Source organism: Amycolatopsis jejuensis, from assembly GCF_000717335.1.
Lineage (GTDB): Bacteria > Actinomycetota > Actinomycetes > Mycobacteriales > Pseudonocardiaceae > Amycolatopsis > Amycolatopsis jejuensis.
Genome location: NZ_JNYZ01000008.1, coordinates 33,312 through 51,064, shown reverse-complemented (window position 1 = coordinate 51,064; position 17,753 = coordinate 33,312). Strand labels below are relative to the sequence as shown.

Here is a 17,753-nt window from a genome sequence, read left to right as displayed (position 1 = left end):
CTCCGCAGCGTAACGACCGGGCACGGCCCCGCACGATCCGATTCGCGTCGGCGACGATCCGGATCGCGCCCGTCCCGTGGCCAGGAACTGTCCACCCGGACAGCAAAATCCGTACTGGCGCCGGAGTCGGTATGCAGTCATGCTGCCAGGACCGGGTTTCGATGATGAAGCCGGCGATCGTGGAGGGCGGGCTGATGACCATGGAGCGAGACCATTGGCCGATGCTCCGGGAGGAGACGGAACCGCCGTGGCTGTCCCGTTTCCGGCTGGAGCAGCTCGATCCCGACCGGTTCGACGCGCGCTTGCGCCACGTCGACGTGTGCGACGGGCTCGCGCTGTCGTACCTGACCTTCGGCGGTCCGGTCGAGCTCGAGCTGCGGCCGATGATCAAGACCTACCTCGCGGTGATCCCGATGCGGGGCGAGGTCCGGCTGGTGGCCCCGGGCACCGACGTGCGCGCGACCACCGAGCGGGCGGCGGTCGTCGATCCGGTCGACGGCCATTGGCAGGTGTGGTCTGCCGAGGCCGAGGTGCTGTTCGTGCATGTGCACATCCGCCGGGTCTCCGGCGTCACCGGGAACCGGCGGCGGGCGCGGCTGCGGCCGGTGCTCGACCTCGCCACCCCGGCGGGGCGGAAGTGGCTGGACTCCCTGATGTCCCTCGTCCGCCGGGCCGACGACCTGGCCGACCTGCCACCGGCAGGCGAGCCGCCGCTCGACGTCCTCGCCAGGGCCGACGAGCTGACCCGGGCGCTGCTGCGCCTTCAGTCGGTCAACTGACGGTGTCCTGCATGATTTCCTGCCGCCGCGGCCAGTGCGACCAGTACGCGCCGGTGTACCCGAGCTCGCTCAGCCGCAGCAGCAGCGGGTTGTCGGCGTAGTTGTTGTCCTCCGGGGACAGTCCGGGGGACGTCGGCAGCATCACCCGTGGGCGGTCCGCGAGGGGCACGCAGTCCCACAGCAGCGCCAGGCTCTTCTCCCACCGGTCGCCGGGGCCGGGCGCGCCGCCGTCGCCTTCCGGGAGGCCGGGGGAGAAGTAGTACACCGGCCGGAAACCGCCGCGGCGGTCGAACATGAACTGCCGCTCGTAGGCGACGGTGCCGGTGCACCGGTCCTGCGGGGTGAGCAGGATCGGCTCGGTGGCCGTGTTGGACTGGACGCCCGGAACGGACGTGGTCCCGTCGCTCTGCGCGGCGAGGCTGCGGCCCAGCGGGGAGTACGGGAACGCCCTGATCCCCAGCGTGTACCCGACCACCGTGGCCCCCAGGTCCAAAGTGGACTGTACGCAGTCGCGCAGCGTCTCCTCGGTTTCGCCGGGCATGCCGAGCAGCACCTCGACCATGGTCAGCATGCCGAGCTCGTGCGCCCAATCGCAGACTTGCCCCACGTCCTCGGTCCGGTAGAATCGATGCCCTTTTCCGGAGACCTTCCAGCCGTCGAGCACGTCGTCGCGGACGTGGTCGGGGGCGACGTTGATCCCGGCGCAGCCCGCTTCGGCGAGCAGCCCGGCGTACTCGGCGTCGAACGGGGCGGGCTGGACGTAAATCCACAACCGCAGGTCGTGCAAGGAGGAACCGGCGGACGCTTTCTTCCGCCGCACGATTTCCCGCAGCACCTTTTTGCTGTGCGCGATGTTGAGGTTGAACTCGCTGTCGGTGGTGTGCAGGTCGTGCACGCCCTGAATGATCAACGACTCCATTTCGTCGACCACCGCCGACGGCGCCCGTAATGCGAAACGATTCCCTTTCGCGTCGGGTTCCACGCAGTGCGTGCACGCGAATGGGCAGCCGTTGCGGGTGAGAATGTTCCCCAGCCCGCCGCGGCGGTAATACGCCAGGTTGTCCACTTTGTTCGGGGACCCGGAGCGCCGCGTGTACGGCGTCGTGACGTTGACCATCCGCGCCCGCCCGCGGTCGATCGTGATGCCGTCCGGCACGGTTTCGCGGACGTGTCCGGCGTGGTCGTTGACGATCAGCCCCGGCACGCTGCGGCCGTTTCCGCCGCTGGCCAGCGCTTCCGCGAGCTGTACGAGGGTCAGCTCGCCCGGGCCCTTGACCCCGAAGTCGATGCCGAAGTAGTCGACGAGCGCGAACGGCATCGACGAGAACCCGACGCCGCCGCCGACGACCGGCGCGGCCGAGCAGCCGCGGATCGCGGCGATGATGTCGCGGTGCGAATCGAGGAAAACGCGTTGCTCCTGCGGATAGATCGTGTCGGTATTCCGCACCGTCACGCCGACCAGAAAGGGTGACCGTTCGGCGAAATAACGATGAACAACGTCTTGCCAATGATCACGGACCAGAGTGAGATCGAGAATGTCGGTCTCGAACCCGGCGGCCTCCAGTGAGGTCGTCAGGATATCGAGTGCATACGGCGTGATCGGCGGGTGCACCAGATTCGGATTGACCAGCGTGACCAGGTTTGTGTCTGTCATTGTTCCCTCTCCCGAGTACCCCGTTCATCACAACGCATGTGCTCGGGAAGGTGCTGCGCGGTTGCGCGAAGAGGACGGAACGGGGCGCCAACCGGACGGCGGTGCGTGCCGCCTGTGCCGGTGTCCGGTCCATGAGGGGACGTTGCCCGCTATGTTGCGATGTGGTAACACTCCATTGACGGTGTTAGCATTTGCCGACAGTTTGCCGTCGAGCACGCGTTTGACCAGCAGGACACCGGTTTCCGGCGGGTGCACCCGTGCCCCGCCGCGGTACCGGGCAGGCGGGTCCGGTGGCTGACCCGCTCGTTCCGGTGACCCGCATGGTGGTACGGCACTGGTAGCGTGCTCGCCAGAATCAATATGCATGTTGCAGGTTGCAGGCACGACGGATCGGGTACCACTCAGGAGAACCGTGCTTCCCGGGGGAAAGATGATGACCGAGCCCCTCACGTTGCTGAGACGACACGAGTTGTTCCGTTCGGACGACCTTGGCCAGGTCCGCGAGGAAGTGGCTCGGATCTTCTGTCCGCACGAGCTGGCGTTGTACGGGCGAGGGGCGCGCCTCGATGCCTTCGTGCGGTCGAAACGGCTCAAGAACATGGCGGTCAACCTCATCGCGTACGGCGGCGATGTGCTGATCGAACCGGGCAGGCTCGACGATTTCTTCGTGGTCATGATGCCGCTCACCGGGAGTGCGCACATCCGGTCGGGCAGCGAGGAAATCGAGTCGTACCGCGGTCTGGCGTCCATCCCGCATCCCGACCGGCCGCTGCGGATGCGCTGGACCGCCGACTGCGTGCAGCTGATCATCCGGATCGACCGCGCCGCGCTCGAGGCACACCTGCGCGACGAGCTCGGGCATCCGCTCAACGACGGGTCGCTCACGTTCCGCCTCGGCATGGACGTGACGTCCGGGCTCACCGCGAGCTGGCGCCGGGTCTCCCTGATGTTCGCCCGCGAACTGGACCACGACGAGAACATCCTCGACCGGCCGGAACTGGTCGGCGACTGGGAAGCGCAGCTGATGGCGGGCCTGCTGAACGCCCAGCCGCACAACTACAGCGGCGGCACCGGTGCGTCCCCGGCGGCGAAACCGGAGGTCAACTCCGCGATCCGGCTGATCAAGGACCGCCCGGCGGAAGACTGGACGGTGACGCGCCTCGCCCGGGTACTGGGTGTCGGCCCGCGCAAGCTCCAGCAGGGACTCCAGGAGATCGGCACGACGTTCACCCACGAACTGCGCACCGCCCGGCTGCAACGTGTGCACGACGCGCTGCACGCAGCCGTCCCCGGCACGATTTCCGTGTCGAAAGCGTTCGCACAGAACGGAATCAAGCACCACGGCCACGGCGCCCGCCAGTACCGCGAACTGTTCGGCGAGCGCCCGTCCGACACGCTGCACCGCTGAGCCCGCCCGCGCGTACGCAATCGGGATCGCCCCGCGCGCACGAAGGCCGGGCGGGCCCCCGTGATCACGCTACGCTCGGTAACCCCGCCCCGGAACGGGGCTTCGGACCACGGCTGGAGGTGACGGGACATGATGTCCGGACCACTTTCGCATGGGAACGCCCCGGTCAGTGACGTCGCCCGCCTGCTGATCACCTCGTTCGAGTCGGGGTCGCTGGGTCCGGGGCAGAAGCTGCCGTCCGAGCGGCGGCTGTGCGAGCTGATGGGCGTCGGCCGGTCGAAGCTGCGGGAGGCCATGAAGTCGCTCGAGCTGCTGGGCCTGGTGGAACAGCGGGTGGGCGACGGCACGTACCTCGCCGGCATGAGCTCGGAGCTGCTGCCCGAAACCATTGCCTGGGGCGTGCTCCTTGGCGATCGCGACACGGCTCAGCTGCTCGAAATGCGCCGCCTGGTCACGGTCGAGGCGGCCGGATGGGCGGCCGAGCGGCGGTTGCCGGAGCAGCTGGAGCACCTGCACGAACTGTGCGCCGCGATGGCCGCCGATCCCGATCGTTTTGGCGACGCCAACGCCGCGTTCCACCGGCTGATCGGGGAAGCGAGCGGGAACGGGGTGCTGTCGGGCACGGTCGCGAACCTGCACTCCCTGCTGCTCGTCCGGATCAACCGGGTCGAGGACGCCCGTCAGACACTGGCGGAGTACGAGCTCCTGCTGAAGGCCATCGACGTCGAGGACGCGACGACCGCGCGTGCCTCGATGGCGGTGCACGTCGAGCGGGTGGCCCGGAAGATCCGCGCATTCGGGACGGACAACTGACGTGGGGATCACCGGTCTGGACCACACCGGAATCGTCGTCCCCGACCTGGAGCAGGCAATCCGCTTCTACACCACCGCTTTCGGTGCCGAGGTGGTCGGCCGGGAACCCGACACCGACGTCGACCCCGACGCAATCGGCCTTCCGGGAGAACCCGTCCGGCTGCGCGGCGCCCTCCTCCGCTGCGGCGCGGGCCTCCTGGAACTCCATGAATACCTCACCCCACGCGGCCGGGAATCCCGTCGCCCCTGCGACACGGGGATCGGCCACCTCGCCTTCGCAGTCACCGACATCGACGCGATGTACACGAGCCTGCGCCGCGAAGGGGTCACGTTCGGAACCACCCCGCAGACCATCGAAACCGGCCTGTACGCGGGCCGGCGCTGGGTGTATGGCCGGGATCCGTGGGGGGTGCTGATCGAGCTTTGCCAGCACCCGCCGCACTGGGGTGGATGAGCGGGTGCGGCGGGATCTGACTTGGGTGCCGGTCGCTGCTCCTCATCCGCGATGAGGCGACTCCGCTCCGGAGCACATGGCTCGTCGTTCAGGGCGCCGAAACCAAGTGCGTTGCGCGGACACGCCGTGGCCGTACGCATGCGCGCAAAATGGACAGGGGTGGTCGGAACGGGGACGGATGCCGTGCGCTCGTGGCAGCTAAGTTGGCCGATGCGGCACGGTGCCTGACATACGGTGGATTCCGTTCTGTGCCGGGGGATCCGGATCCGGTGAAGAGCGATTCGGCTATCAGCGTGGGCGGTCGACGCGTATTGCGGCAGGCGCTGGTGGTGTACTAATCTACCGGTGGCTGACCGGTCGACCAATCGGCTGGGAAGTGGTCGAAACCGAAGGCTGTGAGCTCGGTGCGGCATCAAGGATCACCGTGGACGGACAAGAGTGGGAGTCATGATGAAAGGCGATCGTCTCGCGATCGAAGGCGGAACGCCGGCCGTGCCGGCCGGTGCCCATCGGCTGTGGCCCGACATTCTTCCTGCCGACCACGATGCCATCCGGCGGGTGCTGGACAGCGGGGAACTGTGGGGTGCGCACGGCACCGAAGTCACCGGGTTGCAGGACGATTACGCCCGGTTTTCCGGTGCCCGTTACGTTCTCGCGGTGAACAGCGGTACCGCGGCTTTGCATTGCGGGCTCGTCGCGGCCGGGGTGAACCCGGGGGACGAGGTCATCGTTCCGGCATTCAGTTTCGTGGCGACGCCCATGTCCGTGCTGCACGCGGGCGCGCGGCCGGTGTTCTGCGACATCGACCCGGTCACGTTCAACATCGATCCGGCCAAGGTCGAGGAATTGATCACCGACCGGACGTCCGCCATCATGCCGGTGCACATGAACGGATTGCCGGCGGACATGAATGCGCTCGACGAAATCGCCCGGCGCCACCACCTGGTGGTGATCGAGGACGCCGCCCAGGCGCACGGATCGACTTACCTCGGCCGTCCGGTCGGCACACTCGGTGCGGCCGGAGCCTTCAGCCTCAACGGGGCGAAGAACCTGAGCGCCGGCGAGGGCGGGCTGTTCGTGACGAACGACGAAAGCCTGTTCACTGCCGCCCGCCGGCTGGCGATCTTCGGCGAGGACACCCCGCGGCCGAAGCCCGGCGAGGTACGCGCGTTCTGGTCGCGGGGAATCGGCTGGAACTACCGCATCCACGAGATCACGGCAGCTCTGGCACGTTCGCAGCTCACCCGGCTCGACGCCTACAACGCACAGGCGCGGAGAAATGCGGCAGTGCTCACCAAGGGCCTTTCCGGAATTCCCGGAATCATTCCGCCGCTGGTTCCGGAAGGGATGGAAAGCTCGTATTTCCGGTACCGGGTCCGTTTCCGCCCGAGTGAATTCGGGTGGGCGGGAAGCGATCCGGAATTCCGCGACCGGTTCATGTCCGCGCTGCGGGCCGAGGGCGTGGCGGTCTCGACGTGGCAGCTGCATCCGCTGCCTGCCCAGCCGGTGTTCCGGCGCGACCACTACCAGCCGTGGCGCCCCGGCGTCGACGAGCAGCCGTTGAAGCCCTGGAAGCCGGACAGCTACCCGGAAGCCAGCCGGGTCCTCGAGCAGTCGTTCGTGCTCGGCCCGGACCGGGAGCCGCTGCAGGTGCAGTCCGAGGAAGTGATGGCCCGCTACGTCGAGGCGTTCGAGAAGGTCGTGGCCCGGATGGACGTGGTGTTCTCCGCGGACTACGAACCGGTCCGGGTGACCCCGCCCATTCCGGACGACGAGCTGTGACGACGAGCCCCGGCAGGCCCTGGCCTACCGGGGCTCACCTCGCGCCAGCGTGGTGAGCACATTGCGCGTGATCGTCCGGACGTCGCTCGACGGGCCGGGAATCCGGGGCGGTTTCCCGTCATCGGTGTAGTCGGCGAGGGCAGTCAGCGCATGGACCCAATCCGTCGACGGGGCAGTGAAAACGGTTCCCCGGCCCGAGGTGAAGGTGACGATCGGAACGATTCCGCCGCTCGCCGCTTTGTTGGGGTTGCCCGCGGACCGGCGCGGCGGTGAGTTCGAGTAGTCGAGGTCCGTCCAGTCGCGGCAATCCGCGTAGGCGAGGATGCGGAGGTCGGCGGGCGCCCCGTCCCGGTGGGTCGGCACCGGGACACCGTCGTGCCATGCGACATCCAGCCCGTCGCATTCGAATCCGACCACTTTCTGCTCGGCCCCGAATTCCTCGTCCATTTTCAGTCCGGTACCCGCGAATGCCCAGTGATCCGGGACGGCCACGCGGAATCCTCGCGCCGGTCGCGGAGGTCCGCCGAAGTTCTCCCACCACCACGCCGCTCCGGACGGTTCTCCGGCCGTTCCGGACGGCGCCGCCCCGCTGAGATGCTGCATGGAGACACCGGTGAGCGAAGTCGTGTTCCGGTCGAGGGGAGCGGACCAGTATTCGACGGTCACGTCGGAATTGTCGTGGTCCGGATACGCGCTGGGGTCGGCGTAGAGCGGATCCAGCGGTTCGCCGTCTCCTCGGCCCGGGGTGATATCGGCTCCCCGTTTGTAGCAGCTGAGGCTGGTCAGGTCGCTCGCATAGCGGATTTGCCAGAAACAGATGTTGCCGCCGAAAAACGCGGCGTTACCCCCTTGCCGCACGAAGTTCTCGACCGCGTCCCGCTGTGCCCTCGACCAGTATTCGTCGTGGCCCACGCTGAGCAGCAGCTGATAGCCGGCCAGATCGACGGCTCCGGAATGGAGATCGGCACCGGTGCAGAAGTCGACCTCCAGCCCTTCACTGCGCAACCATTCGATGAAAGCCAGGTTGTACATGAAGGCCGTCGGCGGAAAATGCGGGATGTTGCTGCGCGGCGCCAGCCCGATTCCCGGCCGGTGGAACGAGACGGTGTGCGCGCGTAGTTCTTTGACCGTGTGCCCGGTGTCGTCGCCCGCGTATCCGATGTAGAGATTCCTGTTCTGCCAGATGTGGTACGCATTCCAGGTCGCGACGTTGACCTGCCACAGGATCGGACGGCGGGGGGCGGGCGGGCGGACGATGAACAACGCGTCCTGACCGCAGTCCGGACTGGCTTTCCCTGTCGGTTCCGGGCTCTCGGTGAGCTGGGCGAGGTAGATCCCGCTCGGCCAGTCCGCGGGGATCTCGGGCAGCAGGGTCCGGGACGGCCAGCCGCAGCCGGACACGTCGGCGTCCCCCGGGCCCATCCGGTCGGATGCCTGCGGCGAGTACCTGGTCGGGCAGTCGTAGGGTACCCGCAGGACAAAGTCGAGCCGAGGTTCGTAACGGCAATCGCGCGTACCCACGACGTGATAGATGTCGACCGACAGCGGCACCGAAAGCCGGGTTGCCGCGTGGGCGATCAGCGGGTCGCCGGGCGCCACGCTCATCGCATCGAGATAGATCGCTGACGACATAGTGGTCTTTCAGTCCCCGCGGTTGGCGTTGACCTGTTCGTAACTCCGGTTGACCAGCTCGAGAATGTTGCCGAACGGGTCCTCGCAATAACAGACGACGCAGCCCGGGGCCACTTCGTGGAATCCGCTTCGCCGTTTGCCGCCGGATTCCTCGATGCGGTGGGCGGTCTCCTCGACGTCCGGGCACGTGAAGGCGATGTGGAAGATGCCGGTCCGCCAGTAGTCGAAATTCTCGCTGCGGCGTTCGGCAGGCGGGTCGCCGAATTCGAACAGCTCGACGCCGATTCCGTTCGCGGTGGCCAGATGCGCGATGCGGGCGCGTTTCCAGCGGGGCCCGAAGATGTCCGCGGGCGGTTCGTTGCCCGGCGCCGTGACGTCCAGGGTCAGCGGGCCGCGGATCAGGCGCAGGCCGAACACGTCGCCGTACCACTCGACGGCTTTGCCGAGGTCGGTGACCGACAGGCCCGCATGGTTGAACGCTTGGATCATCGTCGACTCCTCCTCGATCGGACGCTCCCGATCGGACTCTCTCGTGGGCACAGACGGTAAGCGCGATCACGGAGCGCGTCAATGGTTGACCGGTCGGCCGAAGTGGGGCAGTCTTGCTTCGACGTGCGACGGCGGTGTTTGGGGTCTGGAGTGTCCCGCCGTCGCCTTGACGCTCGAAAGGAGCGACTCGTGGGCATCATCGAGCCCGAGAGGCGGCCGGCCGCATGGCAGCTCGGAATTGCGAAACGGTTGCGGGCGGGGGAGGGGCTGGTCGGCGTGGTGCTGAAGATGCCCGCCCCCGCGCTGGCCGAGCTTGCCGGGCACGTCGGTCTCGATCTGATCGTTCTCGACACCGAGCACGGCCCGAACAATGCGGATTTGCTGGAGCACCACATCCGTGCGGCGGACTCCGCGGAAATCCCGGTTCTGGTCCGGGTCAGCGCGAATGACCGGACGCAGATCCTGACCGCACTCGACGCCGGTGCCACCGGCGTGATCGTGCCGCACGTGAATACCGCGGAGGAAGCTGCCGCGGCGGTGCGGGCGGCGCATTACCCGCCGATGGGCGACCGCGGTTTCGCATTGTCGACGCGAGCCGGCCGGTATGGGACGAAGCGTCCGGAATCGCATATCGGCGACGCGGCCAACCACACGATCGTCATTGTCCAGGTCGAGGATGCCGCCGCAATTCCGCACGTCGCGGACATTGCCGCGACCTCCCGGCTGGACGCGATCTGGGTGGGTCCGAGCGATCTGTCGATGTCGCTGGGACATCCGTCGCAGTTTTCGCATCCGGAGGTCGTCGCGGCTTTGGACGAGATCGAGTCGAAAATCAGGTCGGCGCACAATGCCCGGCTGTGTGTGATCGTGCGGAAAAAGGACGATTCCCGGAAGTGGCGCCGCCGCGGCGCGGGAATCGTGTTGTTCAGCGCGATGGAAGTGATCGGCGACCAGTTCGCCGAATTCGCGTCCGACGCGATCGCCGACGAACTGCACGGCGCCGCCATCGCCGACGGGCACCGGCCTGCCGGTCCGTTGCCCGATTTCACGTGACCGTAAGGAGAAACGATGAACGAGCTCGCCGGTGACGTCGTGTATCACGGCCAGGGCGGCAAGAAGATCCTCGAACGATTTGCGCTCGACCGCCGCGTCGCGCTCGTGACCGGTGCCGGACAGGGGATCGGCCGCGCATTCGCGCACGCCCTCGCCGAAGCAGGCGCCGCGGTCGCTGTGGTGGACGTCGATGCGGCGAAAGCGAAAACCGTGGCCGACGAGCTGGTGACCAAGGGCGCCCGGGCCGCCGCCCTCGCCGTGGACGTCACCGATCCCGCCCAGGTGTCCGACATGGTCGACCAGGTCCAAACTGCACTCGGCGGCCTGCACATCGCGGTGAACAATGCGGGCGTCAACCGGAATTCGGCGGCCGAGGAAACCCCGCTGCCCGAATGGGACGAGGTGTTCGAGCTGAACACCCGCGCAGTTTTCACGTGCTGCCAGGCGGCGGCGAAAGTGATGCTGGCGCAAGGGTACGGAAAGATCATCAATACCGCGTCGATGGCGTCGATGATCGTCCCGCACCCGCAGAAACAGGCGGCGTACAATGCATCGAAAGCGGCAGTCGTGCAGTTGACCCGTACGTTGGCCGCCGAATGGGCCGATCGAGGGGTGCGGGTCAACTGCATTTCCCCCGGCATCATCCGCACCGCATTGATCGAGACGAATCCGGCATTGCAGCCACTGGTCGAGCGCTGGGTCGCGGATATTCCCATGGGACGGCTCGGCGAGGTGACCGATTTGCAGGCCGCGGTGGTGTATCTGGCGTGCGAAGCGTCGGACTATATGACGGGGCACAATCTCGCGATCGAAGGCGGTCAGACCTTGTGGTGACCCCATTTCGGTGACCACCTTCGGCGGCCCGTTCGACGGGCGCGTGAGCTGATCCTTACGCGCCCGTCGAACGCTGCCTGCTTCCCGCGTCCACACATCGAGTCTTGGCGGCAGCCGGCGGGTCCACGGTCCACGCCTGCCTCCGGAGTGGCACTATTACCGGGAAACCTCAGTCGGGCGCGGATCCGGAATGCTTCGGCAGCCCGGCACGCAGCCGCCGGATCGCCCGCTCCATGTGCGCCCGCATGGCCTCGCGCGCGGCGTCGGGGTCGCGCGCGTCAATGGCCTTGAGAATCGGCTCGTGCATGGCCAGCGACGTTTCGGTTTCCCCCGCCGTATTGATCACGCGCGACGCCCAAACATGCAGCAGTGACTGGATATTCGTCAGCACCCCGACGAGCACACTGTTGCCACTCGAGCGGGCAATTTCGAGGTGAAAGGCGATGTCCGCCTCGACGTAGCGGTTGAAATCGCCGTCGGCGGACCGCATTTGCTCGATGAGCTCGCGCAGCCGGGTGAGCTGTTCCTCGGTCCGGTTTTCCGCCGCGAGCCCGGCGAGCAGGACCTCGAGGTGCCGGCGCGCCTCGAGCATGTCCTCGCGCTGGTGCACGGTGAGCAGCAGGCCCCACTGGATGACCTGCGGCAGAAGCTCGGAACTGGACCCGCTGAGGTACGTGCCGTCGCCGACGCGCTGCTCCACGAGCCCGAGCAGCTCCAGTGACTTGATCGCCTCGCGAATCGTCGACCGGCCGACCCCGAGCGCCTCGGCAAGCTGCCGCTCGGACGGGATCTTCTGGCCAGGCTCGACCTCGCCGGAAAGCAGGTAGTCGATCAGGCTGCGGGTAGTGGCGACGCCCGGCCCCTCGCGCCGCGGACGGCCCGCCGACCTGGGCAGTGGAGCAGAAGCCACGGTAGTCCTCACTTCATCGGTCAACCGGTTCGCCACCAGTAGAGCACATCCTGCTCAGTGAGCGACGAGACTGCTGTCGTCACTGAGCGTAGCAGAGGTCGACCGGTTGACCAAGTCCAATCACCCGGTTACGATGACCGGCACGTAACCAGCGTGAGTTCACCCAGGGCAGCGGTTTCACCGGATGTGCCGACGAAGGTGTCGGTACGGAATCCAAAGGCTGATTCAGGGGTGACTGCGGCAATGAGCCGGCGTGGGGGCGCCGCCGAGTTGGCCGGCAATGGAAAGGATCAAAGATGATCAGCTGGCCGTTTCATCGACGCCGGGACTGCGCGGCACCGCGAGCCCGGTCGCATTTGCTGGGTATCGGGTCCGTATTCGCCGCCGCGGCCCTGGTGGCTGCCGGCTGCGGTGCGGACAGCGCGGCACCCGCTGCGAAACCGGTATTGCGGATCGGCATTCCCGATGCTCCGCTGACGTTCGACCCGGCGAAGAATGCGCAGGGCCCGCCGATTCTGATGACTGCGTTGACCCATGCCTCGATCACCGACCAGAAGACGGACGGGACCATCGGTCCGGCTCTGGCGACATCGTGGAAGTACGTCGGAGAGGGAAACCGGCAATTCGAGTTCACGCTGCGGGAAAATGCCCGGTTCTCCGACGGGGAACCGGTGAACGCGGCCGCGGTCAAGAAGTGGCTGGAATACTTCCCGACGGCGAAGGGGCCGGCGGCAAGCACCCTCCGGATCCAGTCGGTCGAAACGACCGGAGATCGGACGGTCCGGTTCACCCTCGCCGCACCTGACCCGGACGTTGCGCTCAAGCTGTCCCAGCAGGCCAACTGGGGTTTCGTTTCTTCGCCGAAAGCCGTTTCGGACCCGGAATACGTCAAGAAGTCCTTCGGAGCGGGTCCCTACACAGTGGATCCGGCGAGTTCGACCTCGGGCAGCACGTACACCCTGGTGCCGAACAAGTACTATTTCGACCAATCCGCGATCAAGTTCAGCAAGGTGATTTTCCGCGTCGTCAAGAGCTCGTCGTCCATGCTTCAGTCGATCAAAGCGGGCGAACTGGACGTGGCTTCGGGTGATCCGGAAACCGCCCCGCAGGCGGCGGCCGGGGGGCTGGATGTCGTTCAGGCACCCGCCGACTGGATCGGGCTCGCGATCGGCGACCGTCTCGGCGATCAGGTCAAACCCTTGGCGGACGTCCGTGTTCGCCAGGCTCTCAACTATGCGGTCGATCGCGCAGCGGTCTGCAAGGGACTGTTCGGCGACTATGCCGCGCCGACCTCCGCGGTGACGACGGCGAACGGGTGGGACGAGAAGGCCCGGAACGAATACCCTTACAATCCGGATCGAGCGCGATCGCTGCTGAGTGAGGCCGGGTACCCGGGTGGATTCACTCTCAGTGCGCAGGCTATCGGCTGGCGCGGCCAGTACGGCACGCCGACGGTGCAGGCGATCGCGAAGTACCTCTCGGACGTCGGGGTCAAGATGACCATCGATCCGCAGAAGACATCCGGTGAGTGGATTCAGAACACGCCGAAATACCCGGTTTCCCAGGTGTTCGCGCGCTACTACACGATGGTCGAATTCTACGATCTGGCACTCAAGCCACGGTCGATCTTCAACCCGCACCAATACAACGATCCCGCGATCGACGATCTGTATCAGCGAGGGCTTGCCGCCACTCCGGCGGAAGCAGGCACGATCTGGAAGGAGATGACTGCGCGGATGACCGAACAGGCGTACTTCATCCCGGCATGCCAGAACTCGGTCGTGTGGTTCGTGTCGAAGAAGGTCGGCGGAGTCGCGATTTCCCCGAGCCGGGAGAACCCGTGGCCGACGGAATGGTTCCCGAAGTGATCGGCACTGCGATTCGGGAGAACGCGGCCGGGCGTCGCCACCCTGCGGGTGGCGACCGCCGGTCCGGGGGGCTCCTGCATCATCCGCTCGTCCGCGTCATCACCCGGCGGGTTGCGATGTCGCTGCCCCTCCTGCTGGTCGTCACGACGCTGACCTTCCTCATGGCGTCCCTGACGCCAGGCGACGCTGCCCGGGAGATCCTCGGACTCGAGGCGACTCCGGAGGAGTACGCGAACCTCCGCGAGGCACTGGGCCTGGACCTGCCGATCTACGAGCAGTACTGGCACTGGCTCACGCACGCGCTGACCGGAGACCTGGGCACCTCCCTGTTCAGCGGGGTGCCCGTGATGGATGCGATCGCCGAGCGACTACCCGTGACGGTGTCACTGGTCGTGGGTTCTCTGGTGGTCAGTCTCGTGATCGGGGTCGCGCTGGGAGTGGCCAGCGCTTTGCGCGGCGGAGTCCTCGGCCGGATCGTCGACATCTTCGCTCTGGCGGGGTTCGCCTTGCCGGCGTTCTGGGTCGGGGCGATGGTCATCGTCATTTTCGCCGTGCAACTGCATTGGCTTCCGGCGACCGGTTATGTCTCGCCGGCACAGTCACCGGTCGATTGGCTGAAATCCCTCATCTTGCCGGTCGTCGCCCTCTCTCTCGGCGGTGTTGCGGCAGTGACGAAACAGACCCGGGAGGCGATGCTCGACGTGCTCGCCAGTGAGTACATCCGGATGGCGTGGGCGAGTGGCATTTCGGCTCGCTCGATCATCTACCGGCATGCGCTGAAGAACGTCGGCGTCCGGGTCGTCACTGTGATCGGCCTGCAGGCAATCGGGCTCCTGGGAGGAACGGTGGTGATGGAGACAGTGTTCGTCCTGCCCGGAATCGGCTCACTCGCGGTGAGCGCGTCGATTCAGCACGACCTACCGGTCGTCCAGGGCGTCGTCGCTCTCATCACGGTGGTCGTGGTCGTCATCAATCTTCTCGTCGACCTCGCATACACGTGGCTCAACCCGAAGGTGCGTGCCCGATGAGCACGGCGGAGGCTCTTCCCGCTCGCACTGTGGACGCCGCACCGCGATTCGCCCGGCGTTTGCTCCGCAATCCGATGGCGCTGGTGTGCCTGGCGTTCCTGGCCGTGGTGATCGGCGTCGCCGTGATCGCTCCGGTCTTGTGGCCGGACGTCGCCGCCCAGCAGGCCGGTGACCTGCTGGCCGCCAAGCGGGGCCCGAGCGGGGGTCATCCACTCGGAACGGACGCACTCGGGCGGGACATGCTCGATCGCCTTCTGGTCGGTGCTCGCCCCACCGTCATCGGTGTCGCCGAAGCACTCGTGGTGGTGCTGGCCGTGGGCGTTCCGCTGGGTCTGGTTGCGGGGTTCTTCGGCGGGCGCCTTGACCGCATCATCAGCTGGATCGCCGACCTGATGTTCGCCACGCCCGCGATAGTGATCATCCTGGTGGTCCTGTCGGTCTTCCCGCAGAACATGGCGGCTGCCATGGTGACGTTCGGCGTGATCGCAGCGCCGGGATTGCTGCGGATCGTCCGATCGGCCACGCTCCCCGTGCGTCAGGAGCTGTATGTAGATGCGGCGCTGGTGGCCGGCTTGTCGCGGTCGTACATCATCGTCCGGCACGTACTGCCGAGGATTGCCGGACCGGTGATCGTGCAGGCGTCGCTGCTTGCTTCGATCGCCCTCCAGGTGCAAGCCGGTCTGTCGTTCCTCCAGCTCGTCGTGCCGATCCCGGCGCCGAGCTGGGGTGGCATGGTGGCCGACGGCATGCAGGTGATCGAGCAGCAGCCTTGGCTCGTCGTGCCACCCGGCTTGGCGATCGCGCTGACCGTGCTTGCCCTCGGCCTGCTCGGTGACGCGGTCCGTGACGCGACGACGGAAGGCTGGACGGTGGCGATCCCTCGCCGTCCGCATCGTCGTGCCGCATCGTCGGGGCAGGCCCAGCCGATCGGCTCCGACGGCGATTCCGGCGCCCTGCTGTCGATCGACGGACTTCGGGTGGCCTATTCGGCGCGCGACCGCAAGACCACGATCCTGGACGGTGTCGGTTTCACCGTCGATCCTGGTGAAACAGTGGGAATCGTCGGCGAGTCGGGTTGCGGCAAGACGACGGCAGCAATGGCGATTCTCGGATTGCTGCAAGGAACCGGGACCATCGAAGCAGGCAGTATCCGGTTCGGCGGACGTGACCTTGCGGCCCTGCCGGAACGGGAGCTGCGCAAGGTCCGGGGGAAGGAAATCGGGCTGATTTCCCAGGAGCCGATGGTAAGCCTGAACCCGGCATTCCGGGTCGGCTGGCAGCTCGCGGAGGCCCTGCGGCAGCATCGCGGCTTGTCGCGCAAGGATGCCCGGGCAGGGGCGATCGACCTGCTGCGGCAGGTGCAGCTGCCGGACGCGGAGGCAGTCGCCCGCCGCTATCCGCACGAACTGTCCGGCGGTATGGCCCAGCGTGTCTCGATCGCCCGGGCGCTCGCCGGCCGGCCGAAACTGCTGATCGCCGATGAACCGACCACCGCGCTCGACGTCACCGTTCAGGCAGAAATTCTGACCTTGCTGCGGAAAATCCAAGCGGAGGAGGGAATGGCGATTCTTCTCGTGACCCACGACTGGGGTGTCGTAGCAGATATCTGTGACCGGGCCATCGTGATGTACGCCGGCCAGGTGGTGGAGCATGCGGACCTGGATTCCATGTTCCGCCGGCCGTTGCATCCCTACACCGAGTCGTTGCTCGCCTCGAATCCCTATCACGCGCTCGACGACGAAGCCCTGCCGACCATTCCGGGCGATGTGCCCAAACCGGGAGAATGGCCGTCGGGCTGCCATTTCCATCCGCGGTGCCGGTACGCGACCGCCGAGTGCCGGGAGGTCGTGATACCCCTCCGGAATCCGGAGCCCGGACGACTGACACGCTGCATTCATCACGAGACCGTGGCTCGATCCGATTCGGGAGCCGTGAGCGTATGAACTCGGCCGAATTCCCTGACCTCCAGCCGGCTCCGCTCTTGGAGGTGCAGCAGCTCGCCGTGGAATACCACGCCGGGCACGGCCGCGCGCCGATGCGGGCCGTCGATGGCGTGGACCTGACCATTGCACCCGGGGAAACGGTGGGCCTGGTGGGCGAGTCAGGCTCCGGAAAATCGACGATAGGCCGCGCGATTCTCGGCCTCGCCCCCATTGCCGAGGGCAGTGTGCGCTTCGGGGGGCTCGACATCACCGACGCCGGCTATCGGGAACGGGCCCGGCTCAGCGCCGACCTCCAGGTCGTGTTCCAGGATCCCTTCAGCTCACTGAGCCCGACCAGGACCATCGGCCAGACGCTGGCGGAAACACTGCGTGTCCACGGACGTATCCCGAAAGCGGAGGTCGACGAGCGGGTGGAGGCGATCCTCCGGCGCGTCGGCCTCGGCCCTGAAGCGGCGCGGCGCTATCCGGCACAGTTCTCCGGTGGGCAACGGCAGCGGATTGCGATCGCCCGCGCACTGATCGTCCGGCCGAAACTGGTCGTCTGCGACGAGCCGGTCAGCTCGCTCGATCTTTCGGTGCAGGCGCAGGTGCTCAACTTGCTACGCGAATTGCAACGTGACTTCGGCCTGAGCTATTTGTTCATCGCGCATGATCTTTCCGTCGTCCGTTATCTTTGCCACCGCGTCGTGATCTTGTATCGCGGCACCGTCATGGAACAGGGCGACGCATCGGCGATCTACGCTGCGCCTGGGCATCCTTACACCAGGGCGCTCTTGGAATCCGCACCTGTTCCGGACCCGCAGGCGCAACGTCGTCGCCGGGCAACGCAGGTCCGGCAGGACGCAGTATCCGGCGGTGGAAGGTCGTCCGGATGCCCGTTCGCGGCTCGCTGCCGGCACGCGGTCGAGGAATGCTTCCGGAGCCGTCCGGCCCTCGAGACCGTGGCAGGCGGGTCTGCCGTCGCTTGTCATCGATGGGCGGATCTGAACCAGGGCCCGGCGGAAAGGCACGAGGAAGTCCCGATCCAGACCGTCCGCGTCACCGACGAAGCCACGCTCAGAGGGTGACGTTGGCTGTCTCGCGCAACCCCGATGCACTCGAAGGAG

Annotated in this window: 15 protein-coding genes; 11 read left to right on the top strand and 4 right to left on the bottom strand. The window is 66.8% G+C overall.

Annotation, left to right across the window (positions count from 1 at the left end; translation table 11 throughout):
* Positions 1-161 precede the first annotated feature (161 nt).
* Positions 162-779 carry a cupin domain-containing protein gene (locus tag OO71_RS11725; protein ID WP_162186065.1) on the top strand — a complete coding sequence of 206 codons (618 nt, stop codon included), beginning with the start codon at positions 162-164 and terminating at the stop codon, positions 777-779.
* On the opposite strand, the gene tsrT is transcribed toward OO71_RS11725, so the two are convergent.
* Positions 772-2,433, bottom strand: coding sequence for a tryptophan 2-C-methyltransferase (gene tsrT, locus OO71_RS11720; RefSeq protein ID WP_033289746.1), 1,662 nt, complete (start codon positions 2,431-2,433; stop codon positions 772-774). The two genes, OO71_RS11725 and tsrT, sit on opposite strands and share 8 nt — an antisense overlap.
* Positions 2,434-2,866: 433 nt before the next feature.
* Between tsrT and OO71_RS11715 the strand changes: the two genes are divergently transcribed.
* The 4 genes from OO71_RS11715 (at position 2,867) to OO71_RS11700 (ending at position 6,890) form a co-directional block, all read left to right on the top strand.
* Positions 2,867-3,841, top strand: coding sequence for an AraC family transcriptional regulator (locus OO71_RS11715; protein WP_162186064.1), 975 nt, complete (start codon positions 2,867-2,869; stop codon positions 3,839-3,841).
* A 129-nt stretch (positions 3,842-3,970) separates the two neighbouring features.
* Positions 3,971-4,654, top strand: a complete 684-nt coding sequence (locus tag OO71_RS11710; RefSeq protein WP_033289745.1) for a FadR/GntR family transcriptional regulator — start codon at positions 3,971-3,973, stop codon at positions 4,652-4,654.
* 1 nt (position 4,655) lies between these two features.
* Complete coding sequence (locus OO71_RS11705; protein WP_033289744.1) at positions 4,656-5,108, top strand: VOC family protein; 453 nt, start codon at positions 4,656-4,658, stop codon at positions 5,106-5,108.
* 450 nt (positions 5,109-5,558) lie between these two features.
* Positions 5,559-6,890, top strand: coding sequence for a DegT/DnrJ/EryC1/StrS family aminotransferase (locus tag OO71_RS11700; RefSeq protein WP_063740054.1), 1,332 nt, complete (start codon positions 5,559-5,561; stop codon positions 6,888-6,890).
* A 24-nt stretch (positions 6,891-6,914) separates the two neighbouring features.
* On the opposite strand, the gene OO71_RS11695 is transcribed toward OO71_RS11700, so the two are convergent.
* A complete protein-coding gene (locus OO71_RS11695; protein WP_033289743.1) occupies positions 6,915-8,522 on the bottom strand; it encodes a N,N-dimethylformamidase beta subunit family domain-containing protein in 1,608 nt (535 codons plus the stop codon).
* A gap of 9 nt (positions 8,523-8,531) precedes the next feature.
* Positions 8,532-9,011, bottom strand: a complete 480-nt coding sequence (locus tag OO71_RS11690; RefSeq protein ID WP_033289742.1) for a VOC family protein — start codon at positions 9,009-9,011, stop codon at positions 8,532-8,534.
* Between the two features lie 189 nt (positions 9,012-9,200).
* On the opposite strand from OO71_RS11690, the gene OO71_RS11685 reads away from it, so the two are divergent.
* The gene (locus tag OO71_RS11685; RefSeq protein ID WP_051791457.1) at positions 9,201-10,064 is read left to right on the top strand and encodes an HpcH/HpaI aldolase family protein; all 864 of its coding nucleotides are present in this window, start codon (positions 9,201-9,203) and stop codon (positions 10,062-10,064) included.
* A 15-nt stretch (positions 10,065-10,079) separates the two neighbouring features.
* A complete protein-coding gene (locus tag OO71_RS11680) occupies positions 10,080-10,898 on the top strand; it encodes an SDR family NAD(P)-dependent oxidoreductase (RefSeq protein ID WP_051791456.1) in 819 nt (272 codons plus the stop codon).
* Between the two features lie 169 nt (positions 10,899-11,067).
* Here OO71_RS11680 and OO71_RS11675 read toward each other — a convergent pair whose 3' ends face one another.
* Complete coding sequence (locus OO71_RS11675; protein WP_033289870.1) at positions 11,068-11,808, bottom strand: FadR/GntR family transcriptional regulator; 741 nt, start codon at positions 11,806-11,808, stop codon at positions 11,068-11,070.
* Positions 11,809-12,104: 296 nt separating this feature from the next.
* On the opposite strand from OO71_RS11675, the gene OO71_RS11670 reads away from it, so the two are divergent.
* From OO71_RS11670 to OO71_RS11655, 4 genes are read left to right on the top strand one after another with little or no spacing between them, the layout of a single operon-like run.
* A complete protein-coding gene (locus tag OO71_RS11670; RefSeq protein WP_033289741.1) occupies positions 12,105-13,676 on the top strand; it encodes an ABC transporter substrate-binding protein in 1,572 nt (523 codons plus the stop codon).
* Positions 13,673-14,704 carry an ABC transporter permease gene (locus OO71_RS11665; RefSeq protein ID WP_245633646.1) on the top strand — a complete coding sequence of 344 codons (1,032 nt, stop codon included), beginning with the start codon at positions 13,673-13,675 and terminating at the stop codon, positions 14,702-14,704. Before OO71_RS11670 ends, OO71_RS11665 begins: the two co-directional genes overlap by 4 nt.
* Entirely contained in the window at positions 14,701-16,647 is a 1,947-nt protein-coding gene (locus tag OO71_RS11660) for a dipeptide/oligopeptide/nickel ABC transporter permease/ATP-binding protein (RefSeq protein WP_051791455.1), read from the top strand. Before OO71_RS11665 ends, OO71_RS11660 begins: the two co-directional genes overlap by 4 nt.
* A 44-nt stretch (positions 16,648-16,691) precedes the next feature.
* A complete protein-coding gene (locus tag OO71_RS11655) occupies positions 16,692-17,714 on the top strand; it encodes an ABC transporter ATP-binding protein (RefSeq protein ID WP_245633645.1) in 1,023 nt (340 codons plus the stop codon).
* Positions 17,715-17,753 lie beyond the last annotated feature (39 nt).

Coding starts and splice junctions, on each gene's coding strand:
- OO71_RS11715 (WP_162186064.1), top strand. CDS start 2,867: ATGACCGAGCCCCTCACGTTGCTGAGACGACACGAGTTGTTCCGTTCG.
- OO71_RS11660 (WP_051791455.1), top strand. CDS start 14,701: ATGAGCACGGCGGAGGCTCTTCCCGCTCGCACTGTGGACGCCGCACCG.
- OO71_RS11725 (WP_162186065.1), top strand. CDS start 162: ATGATGAAGCCGGCGATCGTGGAGGGCGGGCTGATGACCATGGAGCGA.
- OO71_RS11690 (WP_033289742.1), bottom strand. CDS start 9,011: ATGATCCAAGCGTTCAACCATGCGGGCCTGTCGGTCACCGACCTCGGC.
- tsrT (WP_033289746.1), bottom strand. CDS start 2,433: ATGACAGACACAAACCTGGTCACGCTGGTCAATCCGAATCTGGTGCAC.
- OO71_RS11670 (WP_033289741.1), top strand. CDS start 12,105: ATGATCAGCTGGCCGTTTCATCGACGCCGGGACTGCGCGGCACCGCGA.
- OO71_RS11700 (WP_063740054.1), top strand. CDS start 5,559: ATGAAAGGCGATCGTCTCGCGATCGAAGGCGGAACGCCGGCCGTGCCG.
- OO71_RS11710 (WP_033289745.1), top strand. CDS start 3,971: ATGATGTCCGGACCACTTTCGCATGGGAACGCCCCGGTCAGTGACGTC.
- OO71_RS11695 (WP_033289743.1), bottom strand. CDS start 8,522: ATGTCGTCAGCGATCTATCTCGATGCGATGAGCGTGGCGCCCGGCGAC.
- OO71_RS11680 (WP_051791456.1), top strand. CDS start 10,080: ATGAACGAGCTCGCCGGTGACGTCGTGTATCACGGCCAGGGCGGCAAG.